We start from the raw sequence: 26,101 nt of genomic DNA on the forward strand, positions 1-26,101 counted from the left end.
TCAGGGTGGTTTCTCCACCCTTTTAAGGGAGTTAGCTATGTCTATAGACTGGAACTGGGGGATTTTCCTTCAACCCGCCCCATTCGGTAACACCACCTACCTAGGCTGGATCTGGTCTGGTTTTCAGGTCACGGTTGCGCTGTCGTTGAGCGCATGGGTTATTGCCTTTTTCGTCGGTTCCCTGTTCGGTATTTTACGAACCGTCCCCAATCGGCTTCTGTCATCAATCGGTACCTGTTACGTGGAGTTATTCCGTAACGTCCCGCTCATTGTGCAATTCTTTACCTGGTATCTGGTGGTTCCCGAACTGCTGCCGACCCATATCGGCATGTGGTTTAAAACTGAGCTAGACCCGAATATACAGTTTTTCCTTTCTTCCATGCTATGCCTTGGGCTGTTCACCGCGGCTCGCGTCTGTGAGCAGGTTAGAGCCGGTATTCAATCCCTGCCGCGAGGCCAAAAGGCCGCCGGGCTGGCGATGGGCCTGACTCTGCCGCAAACCTATCGCTATGTATTATTGCCCAATGCCTATCGCGTCATCATTCCGCCGATGACTTCCGAAATGCTGAATCTGGTAAAAAACTCGGCGATTGCATCAACTATAGGTCTGGTGGATATGGCGGCGCAGGCCGGTAAACTGCTGGATTATTCCGCGCATGCCTATGAATCCTTCACGGCTATCACGTTGGCTTATGTCTTAATTAACGCCGTTATCATGCTGATTATGCGATTGGTGGAAAAGAAAGTGCAGTTACCCGGCAATTTGGGGAGTAAATAATGTACGAATTTGACTGGAGTTCCATCGCGCCCAGCATGCCTTATTTGCTACAAGGGCTGGCCGTTACGGCCAAAATTACCGTTATTGCTATCGTTTTCGGCATTCTGTGGGGCACCATACTGGCGGTGATGCGTTTGTCGTCGATCAAAGCGATCAGCTGGTTTGCTACCCTTTACGTCAATCTATTCCGTTCAGTGCCTTTAGTCATGGTATTGCTGTGGTTCTATCTAGTGGTTCCAAGCTTATTACAAAATGTGCTTGGGCTATCGCCAAAAACCGATATTCGGCTGATCTCAGCCATGGTAGCCTTTTCCCTGTTTGAAGCGGCGTATTACTCGGAAATTATCCGAGCGGGAATTCAAAGCATTTCCCGCGGACAATCATCCGCCGCCCTGGCTTTAGGGATGACCCAAGGCCAATCGATGCGTCTGGTTATTTTACCTCAGGCATTTAGGGCGATGGTTCCGCTCTTGCTCACTCAGGGCATCGTGCTATTCCAGGATACATCGCTGGTGTATGTGCTTAGTCTGGCCGATTTCTTCCGCACCGCGACCACCATCGGTGAGCGTGACGGTACTCAGGTCGAAATGGTTCTGTTCGCCGGTTTGGTTTATTTTGTTATCAGTATTGCGGCGTCGATGCTGGTTAACTATTTGAAGAAAAGGACTGTTTGATGATTTCCCTGAAAAATGTTTCTAAGTGGTATGGTCACTTTCAGGTTTTGAGCGACTGCTCCACCGAAGTTAAAAAAGGTGAGGTCGTGGTAGTCTGCGGTCCTTCAGGCTCAGGCAAATCCACCCTGATTAAAACCGTCAACGGGCTGGAACCTATTCAGCAAGGCAATATTTTAGTTAACGGTATCGCCGTGAATGATAAAGGCACCAATCTGGCTCAGCTGCGTTCCAAAGTCGGCATGGTTTTCCAACATTTCGAACTGTTTCCTCATTTATCGATCATCGAAAACCTGACGCTGGCGCAGGTAAAAGTATTGAAACGCGATAAAGCCGCCTCGCGGGAAAAAGGGCTAAAACTGCTGGAACGTGTCGGGTTAACGACTCACGCCGACAAATTCCCATCTCAACTTTCCGGCGGTCAGCAACAACGCGTCGCCATCGCCCGTGCGCTGTGCATGGACCCTATCGCCATGCTGTTTGACGAACCGACCTCGGCGCTCGATCCGGAAATGATCAATGAAGTGTTGGACGTCATGGTCAAACTGGCTCACGAAGGCATGACGATGATGGTAGTCACTCACGAAATGGGCTTTGCCCGTAAAGTGGCGCATCGGGTGATCTTTATGGATGAAGGGAAAATTGTCGAAGACAGTAATAAGGACGATTTCTTCAACAATCCTAAATCTGAGCGAGCGAAAGACTTCCTCGCCAAGATTCTGCACTAAGGCCTAGCCAATAATTATCCTCCCTTTCGGGGGAGGATTCGGATATCCCCTCTTGTTTTTCAGTGCCGTTTATTGCCTCTTTTGACTATTTTTTCCATTGTCGACAACAAATAGAAACAACAAGAGGAAACCCTATGTCCCGCTCTATTATTATCGATTGTGATCCCGGCCATGACGATGCCATGGCACTGATTCTGGCTCTCGCCTCCCCCGAACTGAAAATCGCAGCTGTGACCACCAGCGCCGGTAATCAAACACCGGAAAAAACGCTGCGTAATGCACTGCGCATTTTGACTTTGCTGAAACGTCGAGATATTCCCGTGGCCGGTGGGGCGCAAAAACCTTTGCTTCGCGAACTTATCATCGCCGATAACGTACACGGAGAAAGTGGGCTGGATGGCCCGGTTTTGCCTGAGCCAGATTTTGCGCCGCAAGCGGAAAATGCGGTGGAACTGATAGCCAGAGTTCTGCGCGCCAGCCCGCGTCCCGTCACGCTGGTAGCCACGGGTCCTTTGACCAATATCGCTTTATTCCTCGCCAGTCACACCGAACTGACGCCCAAAATCGAACGCATCGTGATCATGGGCGGCTCGGTGATGTTGGGCAATTGGACGCCAGCGGCAGAGTTTAATATTTATGTCGACCCGGAGGCCGCCGAACGGGTATTCCAATCTGGCATTCCTCTGACCATGGCCGGGTTGGATGTCACCCATAAAGCGCAGGTAATGAGCGAGGATATTGAGCGTTTCCGTCAGCTTGGCAATCCGGTGGCCGACGTGGTTGCCGGTCTATTGGATTTCTTTATGCTTTATCATCGCCAGGAACGCTGGGGCTTTAAAGGTGCGCCACTGCACGATCCTTGCACCATTGCCTGGCTCTTGGCTCCCGAGCTGTTCCAAAGCGTTGACCGTTGGGTTGGAATAGAGACTCAGGGCAAATACACGCAAGGCATGACGGTAACGGATTTCTATCAATTGACGGGAAAACCGGCCAATACGCAAATATTGATGGATATTGATCGGCAGGGTTTTATTGATTTACTGGTTGAGCGCGTGTCTCGCTACGGAAAATAATGGTTTTATGACACTCCGCGCAGGCGGAGTGTCTAGAAGTGAAGGTTATGGCTGGAATGGGCGACGGTGGAACTGATCGTGACCGCATTTTGGGCAAAGAGGTAATACTTCCGGAGTATAGAACGCTAAGTGGTGGTGGCATTTTTCGCAAACCAGATTACCTAACCCGACCACTTCCCCACTGTGATAAACCCCGTGGTGGCTGACATCCTTAAACACTTCGCGCCATTCAAGCTGGGTTTTATCGGTAATATCGGCTAATTCTTGCCACAGACTCTCTTTGATAACCCGCATGAAAACGCTATCGGTAAACTCTTCCTTACTTTCTTCGTAACTACGAGCAAACTCCTCCAGATCCCGACGAACGGCCTGAGTAATCTGATCGACTTCGCTGCGCGTTAAATCTTCTACCGTGTTCAGCCGCTGTTCCGCACTGGCGACCAGTTGATCGATATCCCGTTCTCCATTTTTCAAGCGCTCGGTCAGCGATGCCACTAATTCACGGTAATATTGAGCCACCTTGTTCATACAGTCTCCTCGAGTAACCTGTGATAAAGCTTATCTTTCGCCTGATAATTAAAGGTATCTCTATTTATTTTAGCCGTAAATACCTGATGTCACGCGATCATTAGGGTGTGACCGTCCTCACTCTGCCCGTAAATGCTATAGGTCGCGCAGAAAAACGCGACAGTGACCCGTAGAGTGTTGTTGCGGCTGCCGCTTATCAGCTATGCTATGCGGATCTCACTTTATGATATTAAACAGATGATGCTACAGGTGTAGCTGTTTTCACTATAGGACCATTGGCTGCCATGCAAGAGCAATACCGCCCGGAAGATATCGAATCGCACGTTCAGCTTCATTGGCAAAAGAAGCAAACTTTCAAAGTGACTGAAGACGCGAGCAAAGAGAAATACTATTGTCTCTCTATGCTGCCATATCCGTCTGGCCGCCTACATATGGGTCACGTTCGTAACTACACCATTGGTGACGTGATTTCGCGCTACCAGCGTATGCTGGGTAAAAACGTCCTGCAGCCTATCGGCTGGGATGCATTTGGTCTGCCAGCTGAAGGCGCAGCGGTTAAAAACAACACCGCGCCAGCTCCGTGGACTTACGACAATATCGAATATATGAAGAACCAGTTGAAACTGCTGGGCTTCGGCTATGACTGGGATCGCGAAATCGCCACCTGTAAACCTGACTATTACCGTTGGGAACAGTGGTTCTTCACCAAGCTGTATGAAAAAGGCATGGTCTACAAAAAGACCTCCGCGGTGAACTGGTGTCCTCACGATCTGACGGTTCTGGCTAACGAACAGGTTATCGACGGCTGCTGCTGGCGTTGCGATACCAAAGTCGAACGTAAAGAAATTCCGCAGTGGTTTATCAAAATCACCGATTATGCCGATCAGTTGCTGAACGATCTGGACAAGCTGGAAAGCTGGCCAGAGCAGGTGAAAACCATGCAGCGCAACTGGATTGGCCGTTCTGAAGGGGTGGAAATCACCTTTGACGTGGCTAACAGTGCGGAAAAACTGACTGTTTACACCACCCGCCCGGATACCTTCTTTGGCGTCACCTACGTTGCCGTTGCTGCCGGTCACCCGCTGGCGCTAGAAGCAGCCAAAACCAACCCGGCGCTGGCCGAGTTCGTTGACGAATGCCGTAACACCAAAGTGGCCGAAGCCGAAATGGCAACCATGGAGAAAAAAGGCATGGCCACCGGCCTGTCTGCTATCCATCCGTTGACTGGCGAAGAAGTGGCGATCTGGGTCGCTAACTTTGTATTGATGGATTACGGCACTGGCGCAGTGATGGCCGTTCCGGGTCACGATCAGCGCGACTGGGAGTTTGCGACCAAATACAACCTGCCAATTCAGCCGGTAATTCTGACCGCCGAAGGCACCGCGCCTGATTTGAGCGCTGCGCCACTGACCGAAAAAGGCACTTTGTTCAATTCAGGGGAATTCGACGGTCTGGATTATCAAGCTGCTTTCGATGCTATCGCCGATAAGCTGGTCGCGCTTGGCGTGGGTCAACGCAAAGTGAACTACCGCCTGCGTGACTGGGGTGTCTCCCGTCAACGCTATTGGGGCGCGCCAATCCCGATGATCACGCTGGAAGACGGTACCGTGGTTCCAACACCAGAAGATCAACTGCCGGTGATCCTGCCTGAAGACGTGGTTATGGACGGCATTACCAGCCCAATCAAAGCCGACGCCGAGTGGGCAAAAACCACCGTTAACGGATTGCCGGGTCTGCGTGAAACCGATACTTTTGATACCTTTATGGAATCATCCTGGTACTACGCGCGTTACACTTGCCCGCAATATGACGACGGCATGCTGGACCCGGCTGCGGCTAACTACTGGCTGCCGGTCGATCAGTATGTGGGCGGCATCGAACACGCCATCATGCATTTGATGTACTTCCGCTTCTTCCATAAGCTGATGCGCGATGCAGGTTTGGTGGATTCGGATGAACCAGCCAAGCGTCTGCTGTGTCAAGGCATGGTTCTGGCCGATGCCTTCTACTACACCGGTAGCAACGGCGAGCGTATCTGGGTATCTCCGGTTGACGCCATTGTTGAACGTGATGACAAAGGCCGTATTACTAAAGCCGTTGATGGCGAAGGCCATGAACTGGTTTATGCCGGTATGAGCAAAATGTCGAAATCGAAGAACAACGGTATCGACCCGCAAGTCATGGTAGAAAAATACGGCGCGGATACCGTTCGTCTGTTCATGATGTTCGCTTCTCCGGCAGAAATGACGCTGGAATGGCAGGAATCTGGCGTTGAAGGGGCGAACCGCTTCCTGAAGCGCGTATGGCGTTTGGTGTTTGAACACACCAGCAAAGGGGCTACACAGCCGCTGGATATCGCCAGCCTGACTGAAGATCTGAAATCACTGCGTCGCGATTTGCACAAAACCATTGCTAAAGTGACCGATGACGTAGGCCGCCGTCAGACCTTCAACACCGCGATTGCCGCCGTGATGGAGCTGATGAACAAACTGGGTCGCGCGCCGCAGGAAACCGAGCAGGATCGAGCCTTCATGCAAGAAGCACTGCTGGCCGTGGTACGTATGCTGTATCCGTTCACCCCTCACGTCTGCTTCACTCTGTGGCAGGAACTGGGCGGCGAAGGCGATATCGATACCGCTCCTTGGCCAATGGCTGATGAGCAGGCCATGGTTGAAGATTCCAAGTTAGTCGTGGTACAGGTAAACGGCAAGGTTCGCGGCAAGATCACCGTGCCAGCCGATGCAACTGAAGAATACGTACGCGAGTGCGCAAGTCAGGAGCGTCTGGTGGCAAAATATCTGGATGGGGTTACGATTCGTAAAGTGATCTATGTCCCTGGCAAACTGCTTAACCTGGTTGTAGGTTAAGACAAGGAGGAGTTGTGCGACATCGTATTCTGACGCTGTTGCTGGGGTTAGCGGTGCTGGTCACCGCTGGCTGCGGTTTTCATCTGCGGGGCACTACACAAGTGCCTCAGGAACTGCAAAAAATGTTGCTGCAAAGCAGCGATCCTTATGGGCCATTGACGCGTTCTATTCGTCAACAGCTGCGTCTAAGCAACGTCTCCATTGTTGACGATGCGATGCGCAAGGATTTGCCGACGCTGCGTATTTTGGGATCGTCGCAAAGTCAGGACACCGTTTCGGTGTTCCAGAACGGCGTGACCGCAGAATACCAAATGGTACTGAATGTTCAGGCGCAGGTGCTGATTCCTGGGCACGATATTTACCCGTTGAATGTGACCGTTTTCCGCTCCTTCTTTGATAACCCGTTAACCGCGTTAGCAAAAACGGCAGAAAGTGACATCATTGCGCAGGAAATGCGTGAGCAGGCCGCTCAACAGTTAGTGCGGAAATTACTGACCGTACACGCTGAAGAAGTGAAAAAGGCACAGGAAGAAGACGCTAAGCCGGCTACGGCCAAAACAGTGACTCCAGTTGCCTCTGCCCAATGATTCGTATTTATCCTGAACAACTCGCCGCGCAGCTCCAAGAGGGGCTGCGCGCTTGTTATCTGCTGTGTGGGAACGAACCGCTGCTGTTACAGGAAAGTCAGGATCGCATCCGTCAGGCTGCATCGCAGCAAGGTTTTACCGAACATTACACCGTAGCGTTAGATACCCATACCGAATGGGAGAATATCTTCAGCATTTGTCAGGCTCTAAGCCTGTTCTCCAGCCGCCAAACTCTGCTGCTGGTATTCCCTGATAGTGGTTTAACCGCCGCTATGAACGAACAGTTAGCTAAACTGACAAGCCTGCTACACCCCGATATTCTTCTGATATTGCGTGCCAACAAACTCACCAAAGCGCAGGAAAACAGCGCCTGGTTTAAAGCTCTGAGTCCAAAAGGCGCATTAATCAGCTGCCAGACACCGGAACAGGCTCAGCTTCCTCGCTGGGTTCAAACCCGAGCCAAAAGTCTCAACCTCGAAGTCGATGATGCAGCTATTCAACTGCTTTGTTATTGCTATGAAGGTAATTTACTGGCGTTATCCCAGGCATTGGAACGCCTCTCCCTGCTCTATCCCGACGGCAAGTTAACCCTGCCGCGCGTAGAACAAGCTGTCAATGATGCGGCGCATTTCACACCTTATCATTGGCTGGATGCATTGCTGGCGGGGAAAAGTAAGCGGGCCTGGCATATTTTGCAGCAACTGCGGTTGGAAGATAGCGAACCTATTATTTTGCTACGCACCATCCAGCGTGAACTGTTGCTACTGCTGAACTTAAAACGGCAAATGGCGACGACGCCGCTAAGAACCCTATTCGATCAGCATAAAGTCTGGCAAAACCGCCGTCATCTGATGACACAGGCGCTTCAGCGTCTCACGTTGCAACAATTACAGCGCAGTGTGCATTTGCTAACGCAAATGGAGATTCGCCTCAAGCAGGACTACGGTCAGTCTGTCTGGCCTGAGTTAGAGTCACTTTCCATGCTGATCTGTGGCAAAACCTTACCTGAGAGTTTCTTTGATGCTGGATAAGCAGGCTGATAGCGCTAAACCAGAGCGTAGCTTACACGCTCTGTTTGGTGGCACCTTTGATCCCATCCATTACGGCCATTTACGTCCGGTGGAAGCTTTGGCGCAGCAAGTCCGATTACAGCAGGTTATTTTGCTGCCTAATCACGTTCCGCCTCATCGGCCACAGCCGGAAGCCTCTGCGCAACAACGGCTGGAAATGGTAAAGCTCGCCATTGAGGGAAACCCGCTATTTCAGGTTGACGATCGCGAGCTACAGCGCACCACGCCGTCTTACACCATAGATACGCTGGAATCGCTACGTGCGGAACGCGGTCCCGAACTAGCACTGGCTTTTATCATTGGTCAGGATTCATTATTATCTCTGCATAAATGGCACCGCTGGCAATCGCTGTTGGATGTTTGCCATTTGCTGGTCTGCGCTCGTCCCGGTTATGCCAAGAAGCTGGATACACCTGAGCTTCAAAACTGGCTGGAACAACATCAGGTTACGCAACCAGAAAAACTCAGCCAGCAACCCAATGGCTTTATCTATCTGGCAGATACTCCACTTTTGGATATATCCGCTACGGAGATTCGCCGGCGGCGACGTGAAGGACTAAGCTGTGATGACCTGTTACCGCGCGCAATTCAGCGATACATCGAGTTACAGGGTTTATATCGCGAGCCTTAGTCCCATGATATACTTCGCCGCTTAATTTTAGGTATTCGCTGAAAACCCCTGTAGCAATTGCAGTAAACAGCTGGCTTTCAGCGGCATCCTGCCGATAAATACATCATAACCACTCGTAACAGATTGCGTGCTGAGAAGAAATTCCGGCGAAACGTATTATCAGCGAAGGTTATGGACATAAATCACCTGAGGGGGAACCTTTGCAAGGTAAAGCGCTCCAAGAATTTGTTATCGACAAGCTCGATGACTTGAAAGGCCAAGACATTCTTTCTATCGACGTGAAAGGTAAATCCAGCATTACCGATTGCATGATTATCTGTACCGGTACTTCTACCCGCCACGTTATGGCTTTGGCCGATAATTTGGTACAAGAATCCCGTAAAGCAGGCATGATTCCATTAGGAATCGAAGGCCAAGGCGTATCTGACTGGATCGTTGTCGATCTGGGCGACGTTATCGTACATGTGATGCAAGAAGAAAGTCGTCGCCTGTATGAACTTGAAAAACTCTGGGGCTAAAGAGTGAAACTGCAACTGGTAGCCGTCGGCACTAAGATGCCGGACTGGGTGCAGACCGGCTTTATGGATTATCTGCACCGTTTTCCTAAAGACATGCCTTTTGAGCTGATAGAAATACCGGCCGGAAAACGGGGCAAGAATGCGGATATCAAACGTATTCTGGAAAAAGAAGGCGAACTGATGCTGACGGCGGTCGGTAAAAACAACCGCATTGTCACTTTGGATATCCCAGGCACGCCCTGGGAAACTCCTCAGTTAGCCCATCAGCTGGAACGCTGGAAGCAGGATGGCCGCAACGTCAGCCTACTTATTGGCGGGCCGGAAGGACTGGCTCCGGCCTGTAAAGCCGCAGCAGAGCAGAGCTGGTCGCTCTCTCCGCTGACGCTACCTCATCCTTTAGTGCGCGTACTGGTGGCAGAGAGCCTGTATCGTGCCTGGAGTATTACGACCAATCATCCTTACCACCGGGAATAATCGGGTGATCAGCCTGAGCAACGTGGTGACTTTGACCAGAGTAAGTGTTTAGCGGGATGAAAAAAGAACGTAACCCTTTTCGCGACTATACGGCTGAATCAGCCCTGTTTGTGCGCCGCGCTCTCGTGGCGTTTCTAGGTATTGTTTTACTTATCGGGGTGTTGATCGCCAATTTGTACAATTTACAAATTGTTCGCTTTGAAGATTACCGCACCCGTTCTAATGAAAACCGCATAAAACTGGTTCCTATTGCTCCTAGTCGCGGCATGATATATGACCGCAATGGCATTCCTTTGGCGATGAATCGCACGATTTATCAGCTCGAATTAATGCCAGAGAAAATCGAGAATCTAAAAGCGACTCTCGATGCATTACGTCCTATTGTCGATCTGACTGATGAAGATATTGCGAACTTTGAAAAAGAACGCAAACGTTCCCGACGCTTTACCTCTATTGCTGTCAAAACGCCGCTGACCGAAGTTCAGGTCGCCCGCTTTGCGGTTAACCAATTCCGCTTTCCCGGAATTGAAGTCAAAGGCTACCAACGCCGCTTTTATCCTTACGGTTCCGCACTCACTCACGTTATTGGCTACGTATCCAAAATAAACGACAAAGACGTCGAGCGATTGGATAAAGAAGGCATTCTGGCCAATTACGCCGCGACCCACGATATTGGCAAACTGGGTATAGAACGCTATTACGAACCGGTATTACACGGTAAAACCGGTTATGAAGAGGTAGAAGTAAATAACCGTGGCAGGGTTATTCGTCAACTGCATGAGCAACCGCCGCAGGCAGGTAAAGATATTTACCTGACGCTGGATCTGCATCTGCAAACCTATATTGAACAACTGCTAAGCGGTAGCCGCGCAGCGGTTGTGGTCACCGATCCGCGCACCGGCGGAATTCTGGCGCTGGTATCCAACCCAAGCTATGATCCGAACCTGTTCGTCGACGGTATTTCCAACAAAGATTATCAGGGTCTGCTCAATGACCCGAACCGCCCGTTGATCAACCGCGCGACTCAAGGCGTTTACCCGCCGGCTTCTACGGTAAAACCTTATATTGCCGTTTCGGCTTTAAGCGCAGGCGTGATCAATAAAAATACCAGCCTATTCGATCCCGGTTGGTGGCAGTTACCTGGCTCAGAAAAACGCTATCGCGACTGGAAAAAATGGGGCCACGGGCGCCTGAATGTCACCAAAGCCATTGAAGAATCAGCGGATACCTTCTTCTATCAGGTTGCTTATGACATGGGGATTGATCGCCTTTCCGAATGGATGAGCAAATTCGGCTATGGCGAATATACCGGCATTGATTTATCAGAAGAACGTGCGGGCATCATGCCAACGCGTGAATGGAAACAAAAGCGCCATAAAAAACCTTGGTATCAAGGGGATACTATTCCCGTAGGTATCGGTCAAGGCTACTGGACGGCAACACCCATTCAAATGGCAAAAGCGTTGATGACATTAATCAATGACGGTGATGTGAAAAATCCGCATTTGCTACTAAATACCAAAGTAGACGGCGTGCTGGTGCCTTATCGTCAGGAAAAACAGATCCAGATTGGCGATATTCACTCAGGCTTTTGGGAACTGGCGAAAGACGGTATGTATGGCGTAGCCAACCGCCCGAACGGCACAGGCCGTAAATTTTTCGAAGGTACACCGTATAAAGCGGCAGCCAAGTCAGGTACTGCGCAGGTTTACAGCTATGAGACCTATAACGCGCACAAAGTGGCCGAGCATTTACGTGACCATAAGCTGATGACGGCCTTTGCCCCTTATGATAACCCGACGGTAGCCGTAGCGATTATTCTGGAAAACGGCGGCGCGGGTCCTGCTGTGGGGACTATCACCCGCCAGATCCTCGATCACATACTGTTAGGTGATAATAATACTGAATTACCGGATGCGGCACCGACGCCTCCCGGCACTGAAGGTGATTAAGGTACATCATGACTGAACGCCAACAAAAAGGATCTCTGTGGTCCAAAATGCATATCGATCTACCGTTTCTGATCTGCATTCTTTCGCTACTGGCCTACAGTGCCTTCGTGATGTGGAGCGCCAGCGGACAGGATGTCGGCATGATGGAGCGCAAGCTCGGCCAAATCGCCATTGGCCTGTGCGTGATGATCGTAATGGCGCAGATTCCTCCGCGCGTCTACGAAAGCTGGGCACCTTATCTGTATATTGTTTGCGTGATTTTATTGGTTTTGGTCGATGCCTTCGGCCAAATCAGTAAAGGCGCACAGCGCTGGTTGGATCTCGGCTTTGTGCGCTTCCAGCCGTCGGAAATAGCCAAAATCGCCGTCCCGCTGATGGTGGCGCGCTTTATGAACCGGGACGTTTGTCCGCCAACATTAAAAAATACTGGTATTGCACTCATTCTGATCTTTATGCCAACCCTGCTGGTGGCTGCTCAGCCCGACCTCGGGACGTCAATTCTGGTCGCAGCGTCCGGATTATTTGTACTGTTCCTGGCCGGAATGAGTTGGCGTTTGATTGCCATCGCCGCCGTACTGGTCGCCTGCTTTATCCCGATACTTTGGTTCTTCCTGATGCACGGTTACCAACAAGACCGCGTCATGATGCTGCTGGATCCGGAAAGTGATCCATTGGGCGCGGGCTACCATATTATTCAATCCAAAATCGCTATCGGCTCCGGCGGTTTAGTGGGTAAAGGCTGGCTACAGGGCACTCAGTCCCAGCTAGAATTCCTTCCAGAACGCCATACCGACTTTATTTTTGCGGTATTAGCAGAAGAATTAGGTCTGGTGGGCGTATTGGTTCTGCTGGGTCTGTATCTTTGTACTATTATGCGTGGGTTGGTAATCGCCGCTCATGCGCAAACCACCTTTGGCCGAGTGATGGTCGGTGGGCTGATGCTGATACTGTTTGTGTATGTGTTTGTTAACATTGGTATGGTCAGTGGAATTCTACCCGTAGTTGGCGTACCTTTGCCTTTGGTCAGCTACGGTGGCTCGGCGCTGATAGTCCTGATGGCCGGGTTTGGTATCGTGATGTCGATACATACTCATCGAAAAATGTTATCTAAAAATTTATAGAGGTGAGCAATGCGTAAGGAATGGCTTTGGATCGGCGTCGTCAGCGTGCTGTTATCAGCTTGTACTACGGAAAATCAAGCACCTATAGAACAAACTCAGCAGACTTATAATGGGCCGATTGAAGAGATCGGCGGAGCGGAACCTCGTTATGAACCTTTTAATCCTAATTTTAATCAGGATTACAAAGTGAACGGGAAATCCTATAGCGTCATCAAAGATCCGCAAAACTTCAGCCAGACCGGTCTGGCTGCCTGGTATGGTGAAGAAGCCAATGGCAACACGACTGCCACCGGCGAAACTTTCGATCCTAATGCGCTAACCGCCGCTCACCCTACCCTGCCTATTCCTAGCTACGTGCGGGTCACCAACGTGAGCAATGGCCGCCAAATCGTGGTGCGGGTCAATGACCGTGGCCCTTATACTCCGGGACGTGTGATTGATTTATCCAAAGCTGCGGCAGATCGCTTGAATATCTCTAACAATACCAAGGTGAAAATTGATTTTATCAATGTTGCACCTGACGGTTCCCTCTCCGGCCCAGGTATGGTTGGGACCACTATTGCCAAGCAAAGCTACGCTCTGCCAAGCCGCCCGGATTTAACGTCTGGAGCGATGGGCAACCCCATTCAGCAGGACGCCCCCGTCAACGACGCGCCAGTTCGTCCAATTGAAAACAGCAACTTATCCGGTGCCGATGCCGCGCAGCCCGTAGCCGCGCAAAGCAGCGGTTTCCTACGTGCGCCGTCCTCGTTGCCTTCCGGCGTGCTGGAAAGCGCCGAGCCGGTAACGCCGCCGGTGGTCAGTCCTCCCGGTCCGATAACCTCGGTAGCTCCTGCGGCATCATCCGCTTCAGCTTCCGGTGCTTACATCGTGCAGGTTGGGGCATTAAGCGATGCCCAGCGCGCCTCTACCTGGCAGCAGGCTCTGAGCCAACGTTTTGGCGTACCGGGTAAAGTGTCCAGCGCTGGAAACGTTCATCGGGTACAGTTAGGCCCGTTCAGCAGCCGCCAACAGGCCGCAGAACTGCAACAGCGTTTATCTTCAGAAGCGCAGCAGCAGTCATTTATCATCACTGCGCCGTAGTTAGCCATAATAACTGGCTATCTGATTCTTTTGGAAACGCCTTGTAGCAATTTTGCTGTTTCAAGAAAAATTAGAGCCTAATCTGTGTATAAACAGAAGGTTAGGCTTTAAAATGTCGGGTTGCCACCCACACGTAAAAATGTGTAAACGCCGCAAGAGATGGGGATTGCCTGATGTCTGCCAAGACCTCATCTGCTATAGTGTGGCACGTTCTTAACTTACCCCACGGATGTTGTTGTCCTGATCATGAAATATGTAACTACTTCTCGTTTTATCAAGAGCATAACGCTCGGCACCGTTATCGTCATGAGCGCAGCTTCTGTTGCTAACGCCGACGACGTCAATATGAAAACCATGATTCCCGGCGTGCCACAAATCGACGCGGAAGCTTATGTACTGATTGACTACAACTCCGGAAAAGTATTGGCAGAAATGAATGCCGATGCGCGCCGTAACCCTGCCAGTCTGACCAAAATGATGACCAGCTATGTTATCGGCCAGGCGATCAAATCTGGGAAAATCGGCCCCGAAGACATGGTTACCGTAGGCAAAGACGCCTGGGCAACCGGCAATCCGGTATTCCAGGGTTCGTCATTGATGTTCCTGAAACCGGGGGATCAGGTTCCGGTCTCCAAACTAACTCGCGGTATTAATCTGCAATCCGGTAACGATGCCTGCGTGGCCATGGCTGATTACGTTGCTGGCAGTCAGGATTCCTTCGTGAATCTGATGAACAACTATGTGAATGCGCTGGGCTTGAAAAATACCCATTTCAAAACTGTTCACGGTCTGGATGCCGAAGGTCAATACAGCTCCGCTCGTGATATGGCGTTGATTGGTCAGGCATTGATTCGCGACGTTCCAGACGAATACGCCATTTATAAAGAAAAAGAATTCACCTTCAACAATATCCGTCAGATGAACCGTAACGGTTTACTGTGGGATACCAGTCTGAACGTTGACGGTATCAAAACCGGCCATACCGAAGCCGCTGGCTACAATCTGGTTGCCTCCGCTACCGAAGGCCAGATGCGTTTGATTTCCGCGGTTCTGGGTGGTCACACCTACAAAGGCCGTGAAACCGAAAGCAAAAAACTGCTGACATGGGGCTTCCGCTTCTTTGAAACCGTAGCGCCATTGAAAGTCGGTAAAGAGTTCGCTTCTGAGCCAGTCTGGTTCGGGGACACCGATCGCGTACAGCTGGGCGTTGATAAAGACGTTTATCTGACTATTCCGCGCGGTCGTATGAAAGATCTTAAAGCCAGCTACGTGCTGAACACGCCAGAAATCCACGCACCTTTGGCAAAAAATCAGGTAGTTGGCAGCATCAACTTCCAGTTGGACGGCAAAACTATCGAACAACGCCCGCTGGTGGTGATGAACGAAGTGAAAGAAGGTGGTTTCTTCAGCCGCATGGTGGATTACATCAAACTGATGTTCCACCATTGGTTCGGCTAAGGTCACAGGCTTGAAAGTCTGAAGACTGCCCCCATATTATAAATATTATGAAGCTCCCACTCCGGCGGGAGTTATAATTTTTAATGCCGGAAGTGATTTGCATTTCGCCTTATCAACTGTCCGGTCGCAACCCAGGAGCGCACATGAAAACTAAACTGAACGAACTGCTAGAGTTCCCTTGTTCCTTTACCTACAAGGTGATGGGCATTGCTGAACCACAGCTGGTTGACCAGGTGGTTGAAGTGGTACAGCGCCATGCTCCGGGCGATTATACCCCTGAGGTAAAACCGAGCAGCAAAGGCAACTATCACTCCGTCTCTATCACCATCAATGCAGAACACATTGAGCAGGTAGAAACCCTGTATGAAGAACTGGGTAAAATTGAACTGGTTCGTATGGTTCTGTAATTTAAACCATATCTATTTGATTCAATATAAATACCCATAGATTTTTGCGCTGTAACACCGCGTAAAAAACGAATAGAGGCCCGAATTAACTCGGGCCTTATTTTATCTATATATCCGTGATTCATGCGTAATTATTATCACACTTCCGTTTTTTCACCGGTCAACACTGGTTCCCTGCGGTGGTGCTGGTATACTGACGCCACCCTTTCTGTAACCAGATGATGTCTCGCTTGCAACAACACAAGATCATTTTGCGCCAGCTAGGGCTACAACCCTATGCACCTGTATCTCAAGCCATGCACGCCTTCACTGAATGTCGCGATGAAACTACCCCAGATGAAATCTGGCTAGTAGAACACCATCAGGTATTTACGCAAGGCCAAGCCGGGAAAGCCGAACACCTGCTGATGCCGGGAGATATCCCTGTCATTCAAAGCGATCGTGGCGGACAGGTTACCTACCATGGCCCCGGCCAGCAGGTAATGTATGTTCTGATCAATTTGAAACGTGCAAAGATCGGCGTTCGCCAGTTGGTTACCGCGATTGAGAATACCGTGGTAGAAACTTTGGCTCACTTTGGTATTGAGGCCCACGCCCGACCAGATGCGCCCGGCGTCTATATCGGGCAAAAGAAAGTCTGCTCTTTGGGTTTGCGTATTCGTCAAGGCTGCTCGTTCCACGGGCTAGCGCTGAATATCGATATGGATTTGTCACCGTTTCAGCGCATAAACCCTTGCGGTTACGCCGGTATGGAGATGACACAAGTGAGTGCATACCGGCCAGGAACAACGCTCAGCGATGTGCAACCCATTCTGGTGCAAGAGTTTATTCGCCAATTGGGCTACGTGGATGCCGTTCTTCAGCCTTGGCAGGCAGAGGATTATCATCCTTTATAAGGTTTCTCCCGTAGGATTCTGCTACCTGAAAGCACAAACTCATACAAAATTGGGGGCTGAACGAATCGGGGGAAAGATGATATAATTTTTAAACAATTTTCAAATAATTTTTAACGAATGTCTCATTTCGTTGATTTTAATGAAAAATCTCATATTAGAGATTCAGAACTGGAACCTGCACGATTATGAGTAAACCGATTCAGATGGAACGCGGCGTAAAATACCGTGATGCAGATAAAATGGCGTTAATCCCGGTGAAAACCGTGGTGACTGAACGCCAGGAGCTGTTACGTAAACCCGAGTGGATGAAAATCAAGCTTCCTGCTGATTCCAGCCGTATTCAAGGCATCAAAGCGGCGATGCGCAAAAACGGCCTGCATTCGGTTTGCGAAGAAGCCTCTTGCCCTAACCTGTCAGAGTGTTTCAATCACGGCACTGCGACTTTTATGATCCTCGGCGCAATCTGTACTCGTCGCTGCCCGTTCTGTGACGTAGCGCATGGTCGTCCAACTCTGCCAGACGCCAACGAGCCAGAAAAGCTGGCGCAAACCATTAAAGATATGGGGTTGCGTTACGTGGTAATCACATCCGTTGACCGCGATGATTTACGCGACGGTGGTGCTCAGCACTTTGCTGACTGTATCGCGGCAATTCGTGCCAAAAACCCAACGATCAAGATCGAAACATTAGTGCCAGATTTCCGTGGCCGTATGGATCGCGCATTAGATATTCTGACTGCAACGCCGCCTGACGTGTTTAACCATAACCTGGAAAACGTGCCGCGGGTCTATCGTCAGGTTCGTCCAGGCGCTAACTATGAATGGTCATTGAAGCTGCTGGAACGTTTCAAAGAAGCGCACCCAAATATTCCGACCAAATCTGGTCTGATGGTGGGTCTGGGTGAAACCAACGCAGAAATCGTTGAAGTCATGCGCGATTTACGTCGTCATGGCGTGACCATGCTGACTTTGGGCCAGTATTTGCAGCCTAGCCGCCATCATTTACCGGTTCAGCGCTACGTCAGCCCGGATGAGTTTGATGAGATGAAAGCCGAAGCCATGGCTATGGGCTTTACCCACGCAGCCTGTGGTCCTTTCGTCCGCTCTTCTTATCATGCGGACTTGCAAGCCAAAGGCGAGGAAGTCAAATAATCATATAAGCCTGAATTCATATCTGGGCTGGTTTTTAGTTGCGAAAAACCGCGTTAAATAGACATAATTTATTACAACTCAAATCGCAAATAGCCTGAAACGGATCTCCACCTGGATATCCGTTTTCATTCAGACCATCTGCAATTTCCATGCAGTAAATAAAACTAGAACTAGTCTTTATGCTCTACCGGCGGCACAACTTTAGTTTCTGCGATATCGGCTGGCGGAGCTTTATCATCGCCCATTGCTTTTTTAAAGCCTTTCAGCGCCGCACCTAAATCAGCCCCCAAAGTGCGCAGTTTACTGGTGCCGAACAGCAGCACAATCAATATACCTACCACTAAGAGCTTGGTAATACTGATACCTTCCATACATACCTTCTTATTCGTTCAGGACTCAAAATAGGATTAACTTAATTGTGGATTATTTACGAATAAAATACCGGATAAAACAACAGTAATATGTAACAGATTTCGTTCCTGAACTATGATTTATGCAGGAGTCTGCTTAATTAAATTCTGACTCATGCTGAATGTCGATTCTTTAACATTCCCCAAAATCAGATTTATTCGGAGCGCGTCAATTGTCCTTATATAGCAGAGCAAATTCGCGCGAGGCCGGATTGAGTTTTGCCCGCCGCATCTACCTACCCCGGATATTTGGCTTGGGTATCGGTATGTTATGCGTCTTATCAGTGCTAATCACCCGACAAACTCCGTTGTGGATGTGGGCACTGCTAGTCATAAACGGGTTAATTTGGCCACACCTAGCCTATCAATTATCCCTTCGAGCCAATTCCCCGCATCGCCAGGAAATGCTGAATTTAAGCCTGGATTCTATTTCAGGCGGCGTATGGGTGGCGGTAATGTCGTTTAATGCCCTGCCCTCCGTGGTCATCTTATCGATGATGAGCATGAACAATATCGCATCAGGCGGAAAATCTTTTTTTCTTAAAGGCCTTGGCCTACAGATAATAGGTTGCTTACTGGTCGCCTGGATATTTCAACTACCTTTCCAGCCGCAAACCACACCAATTCAGGTATATAGCTGTTTACCGATGATTTTTATTTATCCATCGTTACTTGGTTGGGTGACGTATCGCACAGCCAAACGCCTGGCAGATAACAAAGAGGAGCTTTTGCGTATTAGCGTGAGAGATGGATTAACCGGGCTGTATAACCGACGCCACTGGGAACATCAGCTTCATAATCAGTTTGATAGCTGCCGTCGCTATAAACACAGCGCGTCCTTGGTGCTGCTGGATATCGATAAATTTAAAACCATCAATGATACTTTTGGTCACGCGGTTGGTGATGATGCCATTACGGCGCTTGCCGAGGAGCTATTATTGGGGCTAAGAGCCGTAGATATCGTCGGCCGCTACGGCGGGGATGAATTTGGCGCTATCCTCCCTAATACTTCGGCGGAACAGGCCTGCGAGGTATTAGGGCGTATTCAGGAAAAACTGGCTGGAATTGTCTTTAATCAATCGCCGGGGCTGCAGCTCAAAGTCAGCGCTGGTGTATCAGAATTCAAACCAGAAATGACCAATTATCAACAGTGGTTAAAAGCCGCTGACTCCGCTTTATATCACGCTAAAGATAATGGCAGAGACCGTATTGAGCTAGCGAGCTAAATACCTATTCAGTTAAGCACTTGGTAAAATATTTCGGTGATTCTGCATAGCCTTCCCGCAGATAAAAAGCATGAGCTTTCACTCGACGGGAATGACTGTGTAATTCCATACGATCACAGCCACGTTCGCGCGCCATCTTTTCAGCTTCATCCAGAAGTTGCTTACCGATTCCTGCTCCCCTGACCTTCTCACTCACACATAAATAACTGATCCGACAGAAATCACCGGCCAGCGCGATCTGCGGGATAAAATGCAATGAAATAAAACCGCAAACAACATCATTGATAGTCGCAGCCAGCAAACCGCTATCGGGATGCCCAATAAGCTGTAGCAAACGCTGGTTTAAAAAACCATCTGTTCCTGCATAATCTAATGCTATCAATAATTCAGAGATGGCAGCTTCGTCACCGGGTTTCACCTTTCGGATTTTCACGCTTGTTCCTTGGTCATTTAAGTATCACGATGTAATCGCGAATAGGCTACCAAACTTTCAGGGTTTAAAATAAGAAAAAGTCAGTGTAATATCCAATTAAAGCTCTGGAGATGACATTCCTCCATAACCGCCCCTCAAGGCTGATGATGTCTACGTTACCTTCTCAGAAAGGTGCGTAGAATTACGCCTAAGCCTTTCTGCAAACTCCCTGATAACAAGAAAGGTGTTTATGTTCCCCACATTACTGGCAGTCTTTATCGGCGGTGGCGTTGGCAGTACGCTACGTTGGCTTATCAGCATGAAATTAAACGGGTTATCTCCCAACGTACCTATTGGCACTCTCACTGTTAACCTGGTTGGCGCTTTTATTATTGGCCTGACATTAGCCTTATTCAATCGAATGACGCACCTTGATCCAGTTTGGAAAATGCTAATAACAACTGGCTTTTGCGGCGGGCTGACAACATTCTCAACTTTTTCGCTGGAAGTGGTGTACTTGCTACAAGACAGTAAATTCATTTGGGCCGGGCTGACTATATTATTCAATCTGGCGGGTTCGTTAGCTATGACAATGCTGGCCTTTATGTTAGTGAACATGTGGAGCGCACAGTAAAAAAGCAAAAATCGGGGACTCCTCTCACTTTTAAGTGCGCTATTTATCCCCTTAATGTTTTCTTAAGTTTCAAATTAGATAATCCGTATCCTGAGAACAGTTTCACCTTAATGCACTGAAACGCGGGATAAATAACATGTTTGGATCACCTAAAACACTAACAGAATTACTGATGGTTGGCCTTTGCGTATTGATCTCGCTGGCATTCCTGAAGGTTTATTTATTCTAGTATTTCAAGATAACGTTTAAGATGAGCTGTAGCCTCACTGCCTGAATCTCAACAACCAGACCCAGGTTTTATCGGACGGTCATCTCATACTGTAATCATCGAAAACGGGCTCTGGCTCTATTTTCAGCCATAAAAAAACCCGCCCATGGGGCGGGTTTTTAAGAATATTGGCTACTTAGATAGCGATAACATTAGCAGCAGATGGCCCTTTGGCACCGTTCGTGATTTCAAATTCTACACGCTGGCCTTCAGCAAGAGTTTTGAAACCATTGCTAGCGATGGCAGAGAAATGAACGAAAACGTCCTTACTGCCATCTTCTGGGGTAATGAAGCCGAAACCTTTGGATTCATTGAACCACTTAACGCTACCTTTAATCTTAGACATCAAACATACCTTTACGTGAATAGTTGGACACAACAACCGTGTCAATTACAGTACAGCAATTGAACGATGTTTTGTCCAGAATGTAGATCACAAAAAAGAGAAAAACAGATAGAATCACCAATCTCTGCCACACTGTCAGTGTGAATACTTTGCATTTCTGCCTAAGTTGCAACCAAATCTATGGTGATTCCCAATGCTAATAAACGTGGCAAAGGTCTCAGGCTGTATCTGTAAAGCATTCCCCTGTATCATAGGCAACTAATAGACTGGCTTAAACGAGATACATGATGAACGGTAGAATAACAACTTTTTTTGAAGATAAAGGTTTTGGTTTTATCACCGATGAAAACGGAGATAACCGTTATTTTCACGTTATTAAAGTTGCTAATCCCGAGATGATTAAGAAAAATGCGGAAGTGACTTTTGAACCAACGACCAACAGCAAAGGTTTATCAGCTTTTGCAGTTAAAGTTGCCATTGAGAGCAAATACATTTTTATTGCCAATGAGAGAATCAAACTTACCAGCATTAAGTCTTTCAAAACATTTACTAAAGAAGTACCGGCTCAGGCAGAGGTGGATAAAGCTAATACCGTGCTTTCTGTTGGACTGTTGATGAATAAAATTCGCCCGCAGGAAGAAAACATTGCGGAAAAAACGGTTCCCCTGAAAATGCTATCGGTAACCACTCATCAAAACGTGACTTATACCTTCTCCGATCACGAAATCGATATTGATAGCACTGTAGCCAAGCTGAAAAATATTTAACCCTATTATCTACCAGTCCCCTATCGATGGGGACTGAGTACCCCTTAAACTCCTGACGGTAAAATTAGCAATCACCGTGGTGTCATCGGTGTCAAAAAGGCAAATTCAGTGCCCGATGTTTAAGTCAACAATAGACGTTGACGCATGTATATCTAAACTTCTTTACTTGAACATAAACATCTTAATCAATTCAACATCAGTTCTTACACCCAACTTTCTCATCGCAGAGCGCTTTTGCCCGCTCACAGTCTTTTGACTCTTCTTAAGGATTTTGGCGATATCACCGCCGGAAAAGCCTTCATTGAACAACGCCAGAACGGCATTTTCACTTGGCGTAAGAAAGTTTTGCTCATCATTCTGAACGACTTCATGCTGATCTACTTTACGATCGGATGCAGCTTCAGTGAGGATACGGAATGTTCGTTTAATAACGCCGGTAATTTTGGACTCTAGGCTGTCTATAGTTTCTTCACGATAAATCATGGTGACATTATGGAATCCGGGGATTCCCTGAAAGAAACTACTTAACCTTAAATCCGCAATCAGGAAAACCTTAGTATCCAGCGCTATTTTCTCTAGGCGGGCTAACGCCTCAAAAAAGTTGGATTCATCAACGCCGATAAATACAACATCAACTGGATGGAATGGACGCTTATAAAACTTAATATCTTCCTTGCTTCCCATTCCGGTAAATATTTTTTTAACCATAGATATGATCCCAAGGGTCAGATATCTATCATTATCTACCACCATGCAACTTATCATTTTACTCACATCCTAAAATAAGACGTCGAACAAAAAAGATAATCCATGCCTTTACCCGTAATATCAGGCTCCATGCAGGCCACGGACTGCCTATCCCCACATCAACGTGCAAAGCACCAATCCGGGTTCAAGGCAAACTTACGCCAATACGCGATCTTTTTTGCTGAGAACCTAAGCAATCAACTTCCTTATGGTTGTAGAAGCGATTCTTTAATTTATGGCCGCTATCTTACCGACGGATTTTATGTTCAATCAGTAAAACACAGGGCATTTTTAGGTTATATAGGACAGTGAGACGCTTTTGTGTAGGAATACTCTGACACCAATAAAAATTAACGGATTGGCAAAATAGAGTTAAAAGGTAAGAACAAAGGGGGAATAAACGAGGGAGTGATGGCAAAATTCCTACCTGATGTTATGAATTTCAGTTAGTCACTATGAACGGTGACAGAAATTTCGTTTTGTGCAAAGATATCTTAAAATGAATAGATGAGATAGCGAGTTTTCTGTTGCAAACCCAAGGTGTGACAATGAACAAACTGCGGTATGTGATCAGACACAGTCAGCCAAAAAAAATTGCACCAAGTCAGATGATAAAGGGCATCGCTTTGCCCTCTGGACTCCCCTCTTTTGTGACGATTCAATTATGAGAAATGTCGGCCTCCATGCGCTAAAGAGCCTTAGCTGCTTTTCTGCGGTCACATTCTACTCTGCTAGTAAAACCTGTTCCGACAGCTGTTTTTTAAGCGGTGAGGTTATGAGTATCCTCTATTTCTTATCTATTATAGCAACACCGCTGTTTTTCATGATAATAGGTTATATTGACTCGATTGAAGAAATCACAAGGCAGGATATATTAAGAAAGATCAAATCCATTTTAACAATCATAATATTCTGGAACGTTTTATTTTACTTCATCAATGAAGATGGATTTAAAAAAGGTTATTTCCTGCAAAGCTGGCTGTTATTTAGCATCGCGCTTATTTATGTAATAAATCCGATAATATCTAAAATACTTAAAAATAACAGGCAAACCTTCTTTACCTTAGGTGGATTATTAATCTTTTCAGTTTCCATTGATATTATCAGTACTTTTACCGAAAGACCTTATTTAATCGATTTCCCCCAGTACTTCAGGCTTTGGACATGGGTATTTTACTATATGGTCGGACGTTTTCTCTGTTCAACCAAAGGTAGAGAAATCACTAAAAACATAAAAGTCAGAATAGCGGCTAAACTATTGATCGTCCCTACAGCTATATCGATGTATTTCTATGAGAGCTTTATGTCTCTGCACGTGTATAAAACGGTTAATGCTGGCTATTTTCTTGATAACTTTCATGTACTCATTTTGAGTCTATGTCTGTTTGTTATCTTTGATAATTTTGATACTAAATATGAATGGATAAGAAAGACACTAGCTTATATCAGCCCATCGATGATAGGAGTTTATATTCTCCACGATGGCATATTCTATTTTATCTCTAGTGCCTATAATTTATCAGACATCACCCTAAGATTCACACTGCTATTCTCCGTCTTTATTGCATCGGTATTGCTTTCTCGGGTTCTATTATTAAACAAACTGACCTCAAGGTTTATTTCTTTCTAATGATATAGATGAATAGCGCGTCACTATCAAACCATTAGCGATAAAAATGACTTGCTATTTAATAAAAAATAACAGCATGTAATTATGAAATAGTTAGATTTAAAATATAAAAAATTCAACACCATCATTGCCAATTTAGACATTTAAAAAATCAAAGACTCACTTTTAAAATATAACAACGTTATTTAATTACAATAATTTTAAACGCTTGGAAAATGTCACTTTTAGGATTTAAATTCATGGATGTAATTACATAGAATTTAAGAGTGTAAACAAAAAAACAAGATCGCACAAAAAACATACAACCCCCACTCTTCTTTCGCTTTTACAGCATCATTCTCATCACCTTCTCGTAAAGATACGAGATATCTCATTTGCTATTTATTCATTTCATCAAAGAAACGAATCAATTTTTCCACTGCAACATTTGAATTATCTATTAGATATTCCTAAAGAAATCATCAAGAGTTTTATTTCCATTTTGATACATACTGGATATCAGTTGGCCTAGTTTTACGACCTTGACCATATTGAAGATCATAATATTGCTGTGAACTAGATACGGGATAACGGCAAGCTGTCTCTGCCAGAGAACTGGCTGACGCAGTGCGGCCTGACCGGGCAACCGCTGGCGATCAGCGTGATGCCCGGTCAGGTGATGATTAGGATTCAGCAGGGTAATATGTTGGCATAACGAAAGATAAAAATGTCTAGGAAGACCCAACATAGGGCTTCCTAGTTTTTATTTATATGTATTTATGCCTTCAGCCCCCGCGATAAAGTAATCCTGCAAACATCCTTGGATTTCTTCATCTTCATAAGACAACTTAAAATCACCATCAATATCATTAGGGAAATGTGAACCATCAATAGTTCCCAAGATAACAGAAGCAGTGTCTGCAATAATTATTTTAAAAAATTCGAATACTGCATCTTTATCTTCTTGATCTAACTTAGCAATAGCATTTCTTGCTCTAGCATAAACATCTTTATTAGCATCAGGAGATTTGCTTAATGCCCCCTTATAACGAGGAAGATTATCAAAAAACAACTCATTAAATATTGCCTCAACTACTTTCTTATCGTTTGCCATACATTACCTCCCAAGATTTTTAACTCTAACTTCAGGGTACATGGATTTATTCATATTAATAAGTTCTTGAAGCTTACTATTTGGAACCTCTGGATATACGCGTCGCAGTTCCCTTATATCTCTAGCAATAACATCTCTCGCAGAAGTAAATGGTTTTCCTGTTGTTGGATTAGTCATACTTCTAGATACAATGCCAACACCTTCTTTAGACGTCGTATGACCAACTTTTGGAACTAACATTGAAGGTGCAGTATTAGGATCGTAACCTTTAACTAAGTCTTTCATAATGGCTTTTTGGCCGACGTGGTGAGCATCTAATTCTAGATTCTTGCCTTTAACTGCACTTCTCAAGTCTTCATAGCTACCAACATCCCACTTTTGAGGACAAGCCGCCAGTCCTAATGGATCTACCCAACTTAACGGATTCGATACGTATCCGTAAGTATTCTCGCCCCCCCGCCAGCACTATCGGGTCCGGGCTTAAGTAACAGCAGGCCTGCGGGTCGTAGTCGCGGAAGCGGTTATAGTGCAGCCCCGATTCTTCATCCAGAAGCTGGCCGGCGAATTTTAAACCG

Annotated in this window: 29 protein-coding genes, 1 pseudogene and 1 riboswitch; of the genes and pseudogenes, 21 read left to right on the forward strand and 9 right to left on the reverse strand. The window is 47.3% G+C overall.

Features of this window, described 5'->3' with window-relative positions; genetic code table 11:
- Positions 1-37 precede the first annotated feature (37 nt).
- From ACQ4OC_RS18410 to rihA, 4 genes are all read left to right on the forward strand, one after another.
- Positions 38-778 carry an amino acid ABC transporter permease gene (locus ACQ4OC_RS18410; RefSeq protein WP_049596778.1) on the forward strand — a complete coding sequence of 247 codons (741 nt, stop codon included), beginning with the start codon at positions 38-40 and terminating at the stop codon, positions 776-778.
- The gene (gltK, locus tag ACQ4OC_RS18415) at positions 778-1,452 is read left to right on the forward strand and encodes a glutamate/aspartate ABC transporter permease GltK (RefSeq protein ID WP_064512449.1); all 675 of its coding nucleotides are present in this window, start codon (positions 778-780) and stop codon (positions 1,450-1,452) included. Before ACQ4OC_RS18410 ends, gltK begins: the two co-directional genes overlap by 1 nt.
- A complete protein-coding gene (locus ACQ4OC_RS18420; protein ID WP_064512446.1) occupies positions 1,452-2,177 on the forward strand; it encodes an amino acid ABC transporter ATP-binding protein in 726 nt (241 codons plus the stop codon). The genes gltK and ACQ4OC_RS18420 overlap by 1 nt, the downstream gene beginning before the upstream one ends.
- 134 nt (positions 2,178-2,311) lie before the next feature.
- Positions 2,312-3,250, forward strand: a complete 939-nt coding sequence (gene rihA / locus ACQ4OC_RS18425) for a pyrimidine-specific ribonucleoside hydrolase RihA (RefSeq protein WP_064512444.1) — start codon at positions 2,312-2,314, stop codon at positions 3,248-3,250.
- Between the two features lie 45 nt (positions 3,251-3,295).
- On the opposite strand, the gene ACQ4OC_RS18430 is transcribed toward rihA, so the two are convergent.
- Complete coding sequence (locus tag ACQ4OC_RS18430) at positions 3,296-3,778, reverse strand: zinc ribbon-containing protein (protein ID WP_064512441.1); 483 nt, start codon at positions 3,776-3,778, stop codon at positions 3,296-3,298.
- 284 nt (positions 3,779-4,062) lie between these two features.
- Between ACQ4OC_RS18430 and leuS the strand changes: the two genes are divergently transcribed.
- The 13 genes from leuS to lipA all read left to right on the forward strand — a co-directional run bounded on the left by leuS (position 4,063) and on the right by lipA (position 17,993).
- A complete protein-coding gene (gene leuS, locus ACQ4OC_RS18435; protein WP_120806563.1) occupies positions 4,063-6,645 on the forward strand; it encodes a leucine--tRNA ligase in 2,583 nt (860 codons plus the stop codon).
- Positions 6,646-6,659: 14 nt separating this feature from the next.
- Positions 6,660-7,232: an LPS assembly lipoprotein LptE gene (lptE, locus tag ACQ4OC_RS18440; RefSeq protein WP_064512438.1), complete on the forward strand. Its 573-nt coding sequence runs from the start codon at positions 6,660-6,662 to the stop codon at positions 7,230-7,232.
- The gene (holA, locus tag ACQ4OC_RS18445; protein ID WP_064512436.1) at positions 7,229-8,263 is read left to right on the forward strand and encodes a DNA polymerase III subunit delta; all 1,035 of its coding nucleotides are present in this window, start codon (positions 7,229-7,231) and stop codon (positions 8,261-8,263) included. Before lptE ends, holA begins: the two co-directional genes overlap by 4 nt.
- Positions 8,253-8,933: a nicotinate-nucleotide adenylyltransferase gene (gene nadD / locus ACQ4OC_RS18450; RefSeq protein WP_064512433.1), complete on the forward strand. Its 681-nt coding sequence runs from the start codon at positions 8,253-8,255 to the stop codon at positions 8,931-8,933. Before holA ends, nadD begins: the two co-directional genes overlap by 11 nt.
- 200 nt (positions 8,934-9,133) lie before the next feature.
- Positions 9,134-9,451 carry a ribosome silencing factor gene (gene rsfS, locus ACQ4OC_RS18455; RefSeq protein ID WP_049596788.1) on the forward strand — a complete coding sequence of 106 codons (318 nt, stop codon included), beginning with the start codon at positions 9,134-9,136 and terminating at the stop codon, positions 9,449-9,451.
- A gap of 3 nt (positions 9,452-9,454) precedes the next feature.
- A complete protein-coding gene (rlmH, locus tag ACQ4OC_RS18460) occupies positions 9,455-9,925 on the forward strand; it encodes a 23S rRNA (pseudouridine(1915)-N(3))-methyltransferase RlmH (RefSeq protein WP_430971482.1) in 471 nt (156 codons plus the stop codon).
- 56 nt (positions 9,926-9,981) lie between these two features.
- A complete protein-coding gene (gene mrdA / locus ACQ4OC_RS18465) occupies positions 9,982-11,877 on the forward strand; it encodes a peptidoglycan DD-transpeptidase MrdA (RefSeq protein ID WP_064512429.1) in 1,896 nt (631 codons plus the stop codon).
- Positions 11,878-11,885: 8 nt separating this feature from the next.
- Positions 11,886-12,998: a peptidoglycan glycosyltransferase MrdB gene (gene mrdB / locus ACQ4OC_RS18470; protein ID WP_049596791.1), complete on the forward strand. Its 1,113-nt coding sequence runs from the start codon at positions 11,886-11,888 to the stop codon at positions 12,996-12,998.
- Positions 12,999-13,007: 9 nt separating this feature from the next.
- Positions 13,008-14,081 carry an endolytic peptidoglycan transglycosylase RlpA gene (rlpA, locus tag ACQ4OC_RS18475; RefSeq protein WP_430971483.1) on the forward strand — a complete coding sequence of 358 codons (1,074 nt, stop codon included), beginning with the start codon at positions 13,008-13,010 and terminating at the stop codon, positions 14,079-14,081.
- Positions 14,082-14,327: 246 nt separating this feature from the next.
- Positions 14,328-15,539 carry a D-alanyl-D-alanine carboxypeptidase DacA gene (gene dacA / locus ACQ4OC_RS18480; protein ID WP_049596793.1) on the forward strand — a complete coding sequence of 404 codons (1,212 nt, stop codon included), beginning with the start codon at positions 14,328-14,330 and terminating at the stop codon, positions 15,537-15,539.
- 143 nt (positions 15,540-15,682) lie between these two features.
- Complete coding sequence (gene ybeD, locus ACQ4OC_RS18485; protein WP_064512426.1) at positions 15,683-15,946, forward strand: DUF493 family protein YbeD; 264 nt, start codon at positions 15,683-15,685, stop codon at positions 15,944-15,946.
- A gap of 218 nt (positions 15,947-16,164) precedes the next feature.
- On the forward strand, positions 16,165-16,842 hold the full coding sequence (lipB, locus tag ACQ4OC_RS18490; RefSeq protein WP_162975199.1) for a lipoyl(octanoyl) transferase LipB: 678 nt from the start codon (positions 16,165-16,167) through the stop codon (positions 16,840-16,842).
- Positions 16,843-17,027: 185 nt separating this feature from the next.
- On the forward strand, positions 17,028-17,993 hold the full coding sequence (gene lipA, locus ACQ4OC_RS18495) for a lipoyl synthase (protein WP_049596795.1): 966 nt from the start codon (positions 17,028-17,030) through the stop codon (positions 17,991-17,993).
- A gap of 170 nt (positions 17,994-18,163) precedes the next feature.
- Here the strand turns inward: lipA and tatA are convergent, their stop codons facing one another.
- Positions 18,164-18,364, reverse strand: coding sequence for a Sec-independent protein translocase subunit TatA (gene tatA, locus ACQ4OC_RS18500; protein ID WP_049596796.1), 201 nt, complete (start codon positions 18,362-18,364; stop codon positions 18,164-18,166).
- 305 nt (positions 18,365-18,669) lie between these two features.
- On the opposite strand from tatA, the gene ACQ4OC_RS18505 reads away from it, so the two are divergent.
- Positions 18,670-19,629: a diguanylate cyclase gene (locus ACQ4OC_RS18505; protein WP_084414367.1), complete on the forward strand. Its 960-nt coding sequence runs from the start codon at positions 18,670-18,672 to the stop codon at positions 19,627-19,629.
- Between the two features lie 4 nt (positions 19,630-19,633).
- Here ACQ4OC_RS18505 and ACQ4OC_RS18510 read toward each other — a convergent pair whose 3' ends face one another.
- Positions 19,634-20,062: a GNAT family N-acetyltransferase gene (locus ACQ4OC_RS18510; protein ID WP_064512423.1), complete on the reverse strand. Its 429-nt coding sequence runs from the start codon at positions 20,060-20,062 to the stop codon at positions 19,634-19,636.
- A 97-nt stretch (positions 20,063-20,159) separates the two neighbouring features.
- A riboswitch (Fluoride riboswitch) is annotated at positions 20,160-20,222 on the forward strand.
- Between the two features lie 69 nt (positions 20,223-20,291).
- Between ACQ4OC_RS18510 and crcB the strand changes: the two genes are divergently transcribed.
- Positions 20,292-20,675, forward strand: a complete 384-nt coding sequence (crcB, locus tag ACQ4OC_RS18515) for a fluoride efflux transporter CrcB (RefSeq protein ID WP_049596798.1) — start codon at positions 20,292-20,294, stop codon at positions 20,673-20,675.
- A 404-nt stretch (positions 20,676-21,079) separates the two neighbouring features.
- Here the strand turns inward: crcB and cspE are convergent, their stop codons facing one another.
- Positions 21,080-21,289 carry a transcription antiterminator/RNA stability regulator CspE gene (cspE, locus tag ACQ4OC_RS18520; RefSeq protein ID WP_002210315.1) on the reverse strand — a complete coding sequence of 70 codons (210 nt, stop codon included), beginning with the start codon at positions 21,287-21,289 and terminating at the stop codon, positions 21,080-21,082.
- 287 nt (positions 21,290-21,576) lie between these two features.
- On the opposite strand from cspE, the gene ACQ4OC_RS18525 reads away from it, so the two are divergent.
- Positions 21,577-22,056, forward strand: a complete 480-nt coding sequence (locus ACQ4OC_RS18525; protein ID WP_049596799.1) for a cold-shock protein — start codon at positions 21,577-21,579, stop codon at positions 22,054-22,056.
- 162 nt (positions 22,057-22,218) lie between these two features.
- Here the strand turns inward: ACQ4OC_RS18525 and ACQ4OC_RS18530 are convergent, their stop codons facing one another.
- A complete protein-coding gene (locus ACQ4OC_RS18530; RefSeq protein WP_064512421.1) occupies positions 22,219-22,809 on the reverse strand; it encodes a helix-turn-helix transcriptional regulator in 591 nt (196 codons plus the stop codon).
- 658 nt (positions 22,810-23,467) lie between these two features.
- Here ACQ4OC_RS18530 and ACQ4OC_RS18535 point away from each other — a divergent pair.
- Positions 23,468-24,433, forward strand: coding sequence for an acyltransferase family protein (locus ACQ4OC_RS18535; protein WP_064512419.1), 966 nt, complete (start codon positions 23,468-23,470; stop codon positions 24,431-24,433).
- 439 nt (positions 24,434-24,872) lie between these two features.
- On the opposite strand, the gene ACQ4OC_RS18540 is transcribed toward ACQ4OC_RS18535, so the two are convergent.
- The 4 genes and pseudogenes from ACQ4OC_RS18540 to ACQ4OC_RS18555 all read right to left on the reverse strand — a co-directional run.
- Positions 24,873-25,160, reverse strand: coding sequence for a hypothetical protein (locus ACQ4OC_RS18540; RefSeq protein WP_430971484.1), 288 nt, complete (start codon positions 25,158-25,160; stop codon positions 24,873-24,875).
- 15 nt (positions 25,161-25,175) lie between these two features.
- On the reverse strand, positions 25,176-25,526 hold the full coding sequence (locus ACQ4OC_RS18545; RefSeq protein ID WP_049602415.1) for a hypothetical protein: 351 nt from the start codon (positions 25,524-25,526) through the stop codon (positions 25,176-25,178).
- A gap of 3 nt (positions 25,527-25,529) precedes the next feature.
- The gene (locus ACQ4OC_RS18550; protein ID WP_430971485.1) at positions 25,530-25,811 is read right to left on the reverse strand and encodes a hypothetical protein; all 282 of its coding nucleotides are present in this window, start codon (positions 25,809-25,811) and stop codon (positions 25,530-25,532) included.
- A gap of 96 nt (positions 25,812-25,907) precedes the next feature.
- Positions 25,908-26,101 (reverse strand): annotated as a pseudogene (locus ACQ4OC_RS18555) (RHS repeat-associated core domain-containing protein); the annotation flags it as partial.

Source organism: Yersinia sp. J1, from assembly GCF_050586585.1.
GTDB classification, from domain to species: Bacteria; Pseudomonadota; Gammaproteobacteria; order Enterobacterales; family Enterobacteriaceae; genus Yersinia; species Yersinia entomophaga.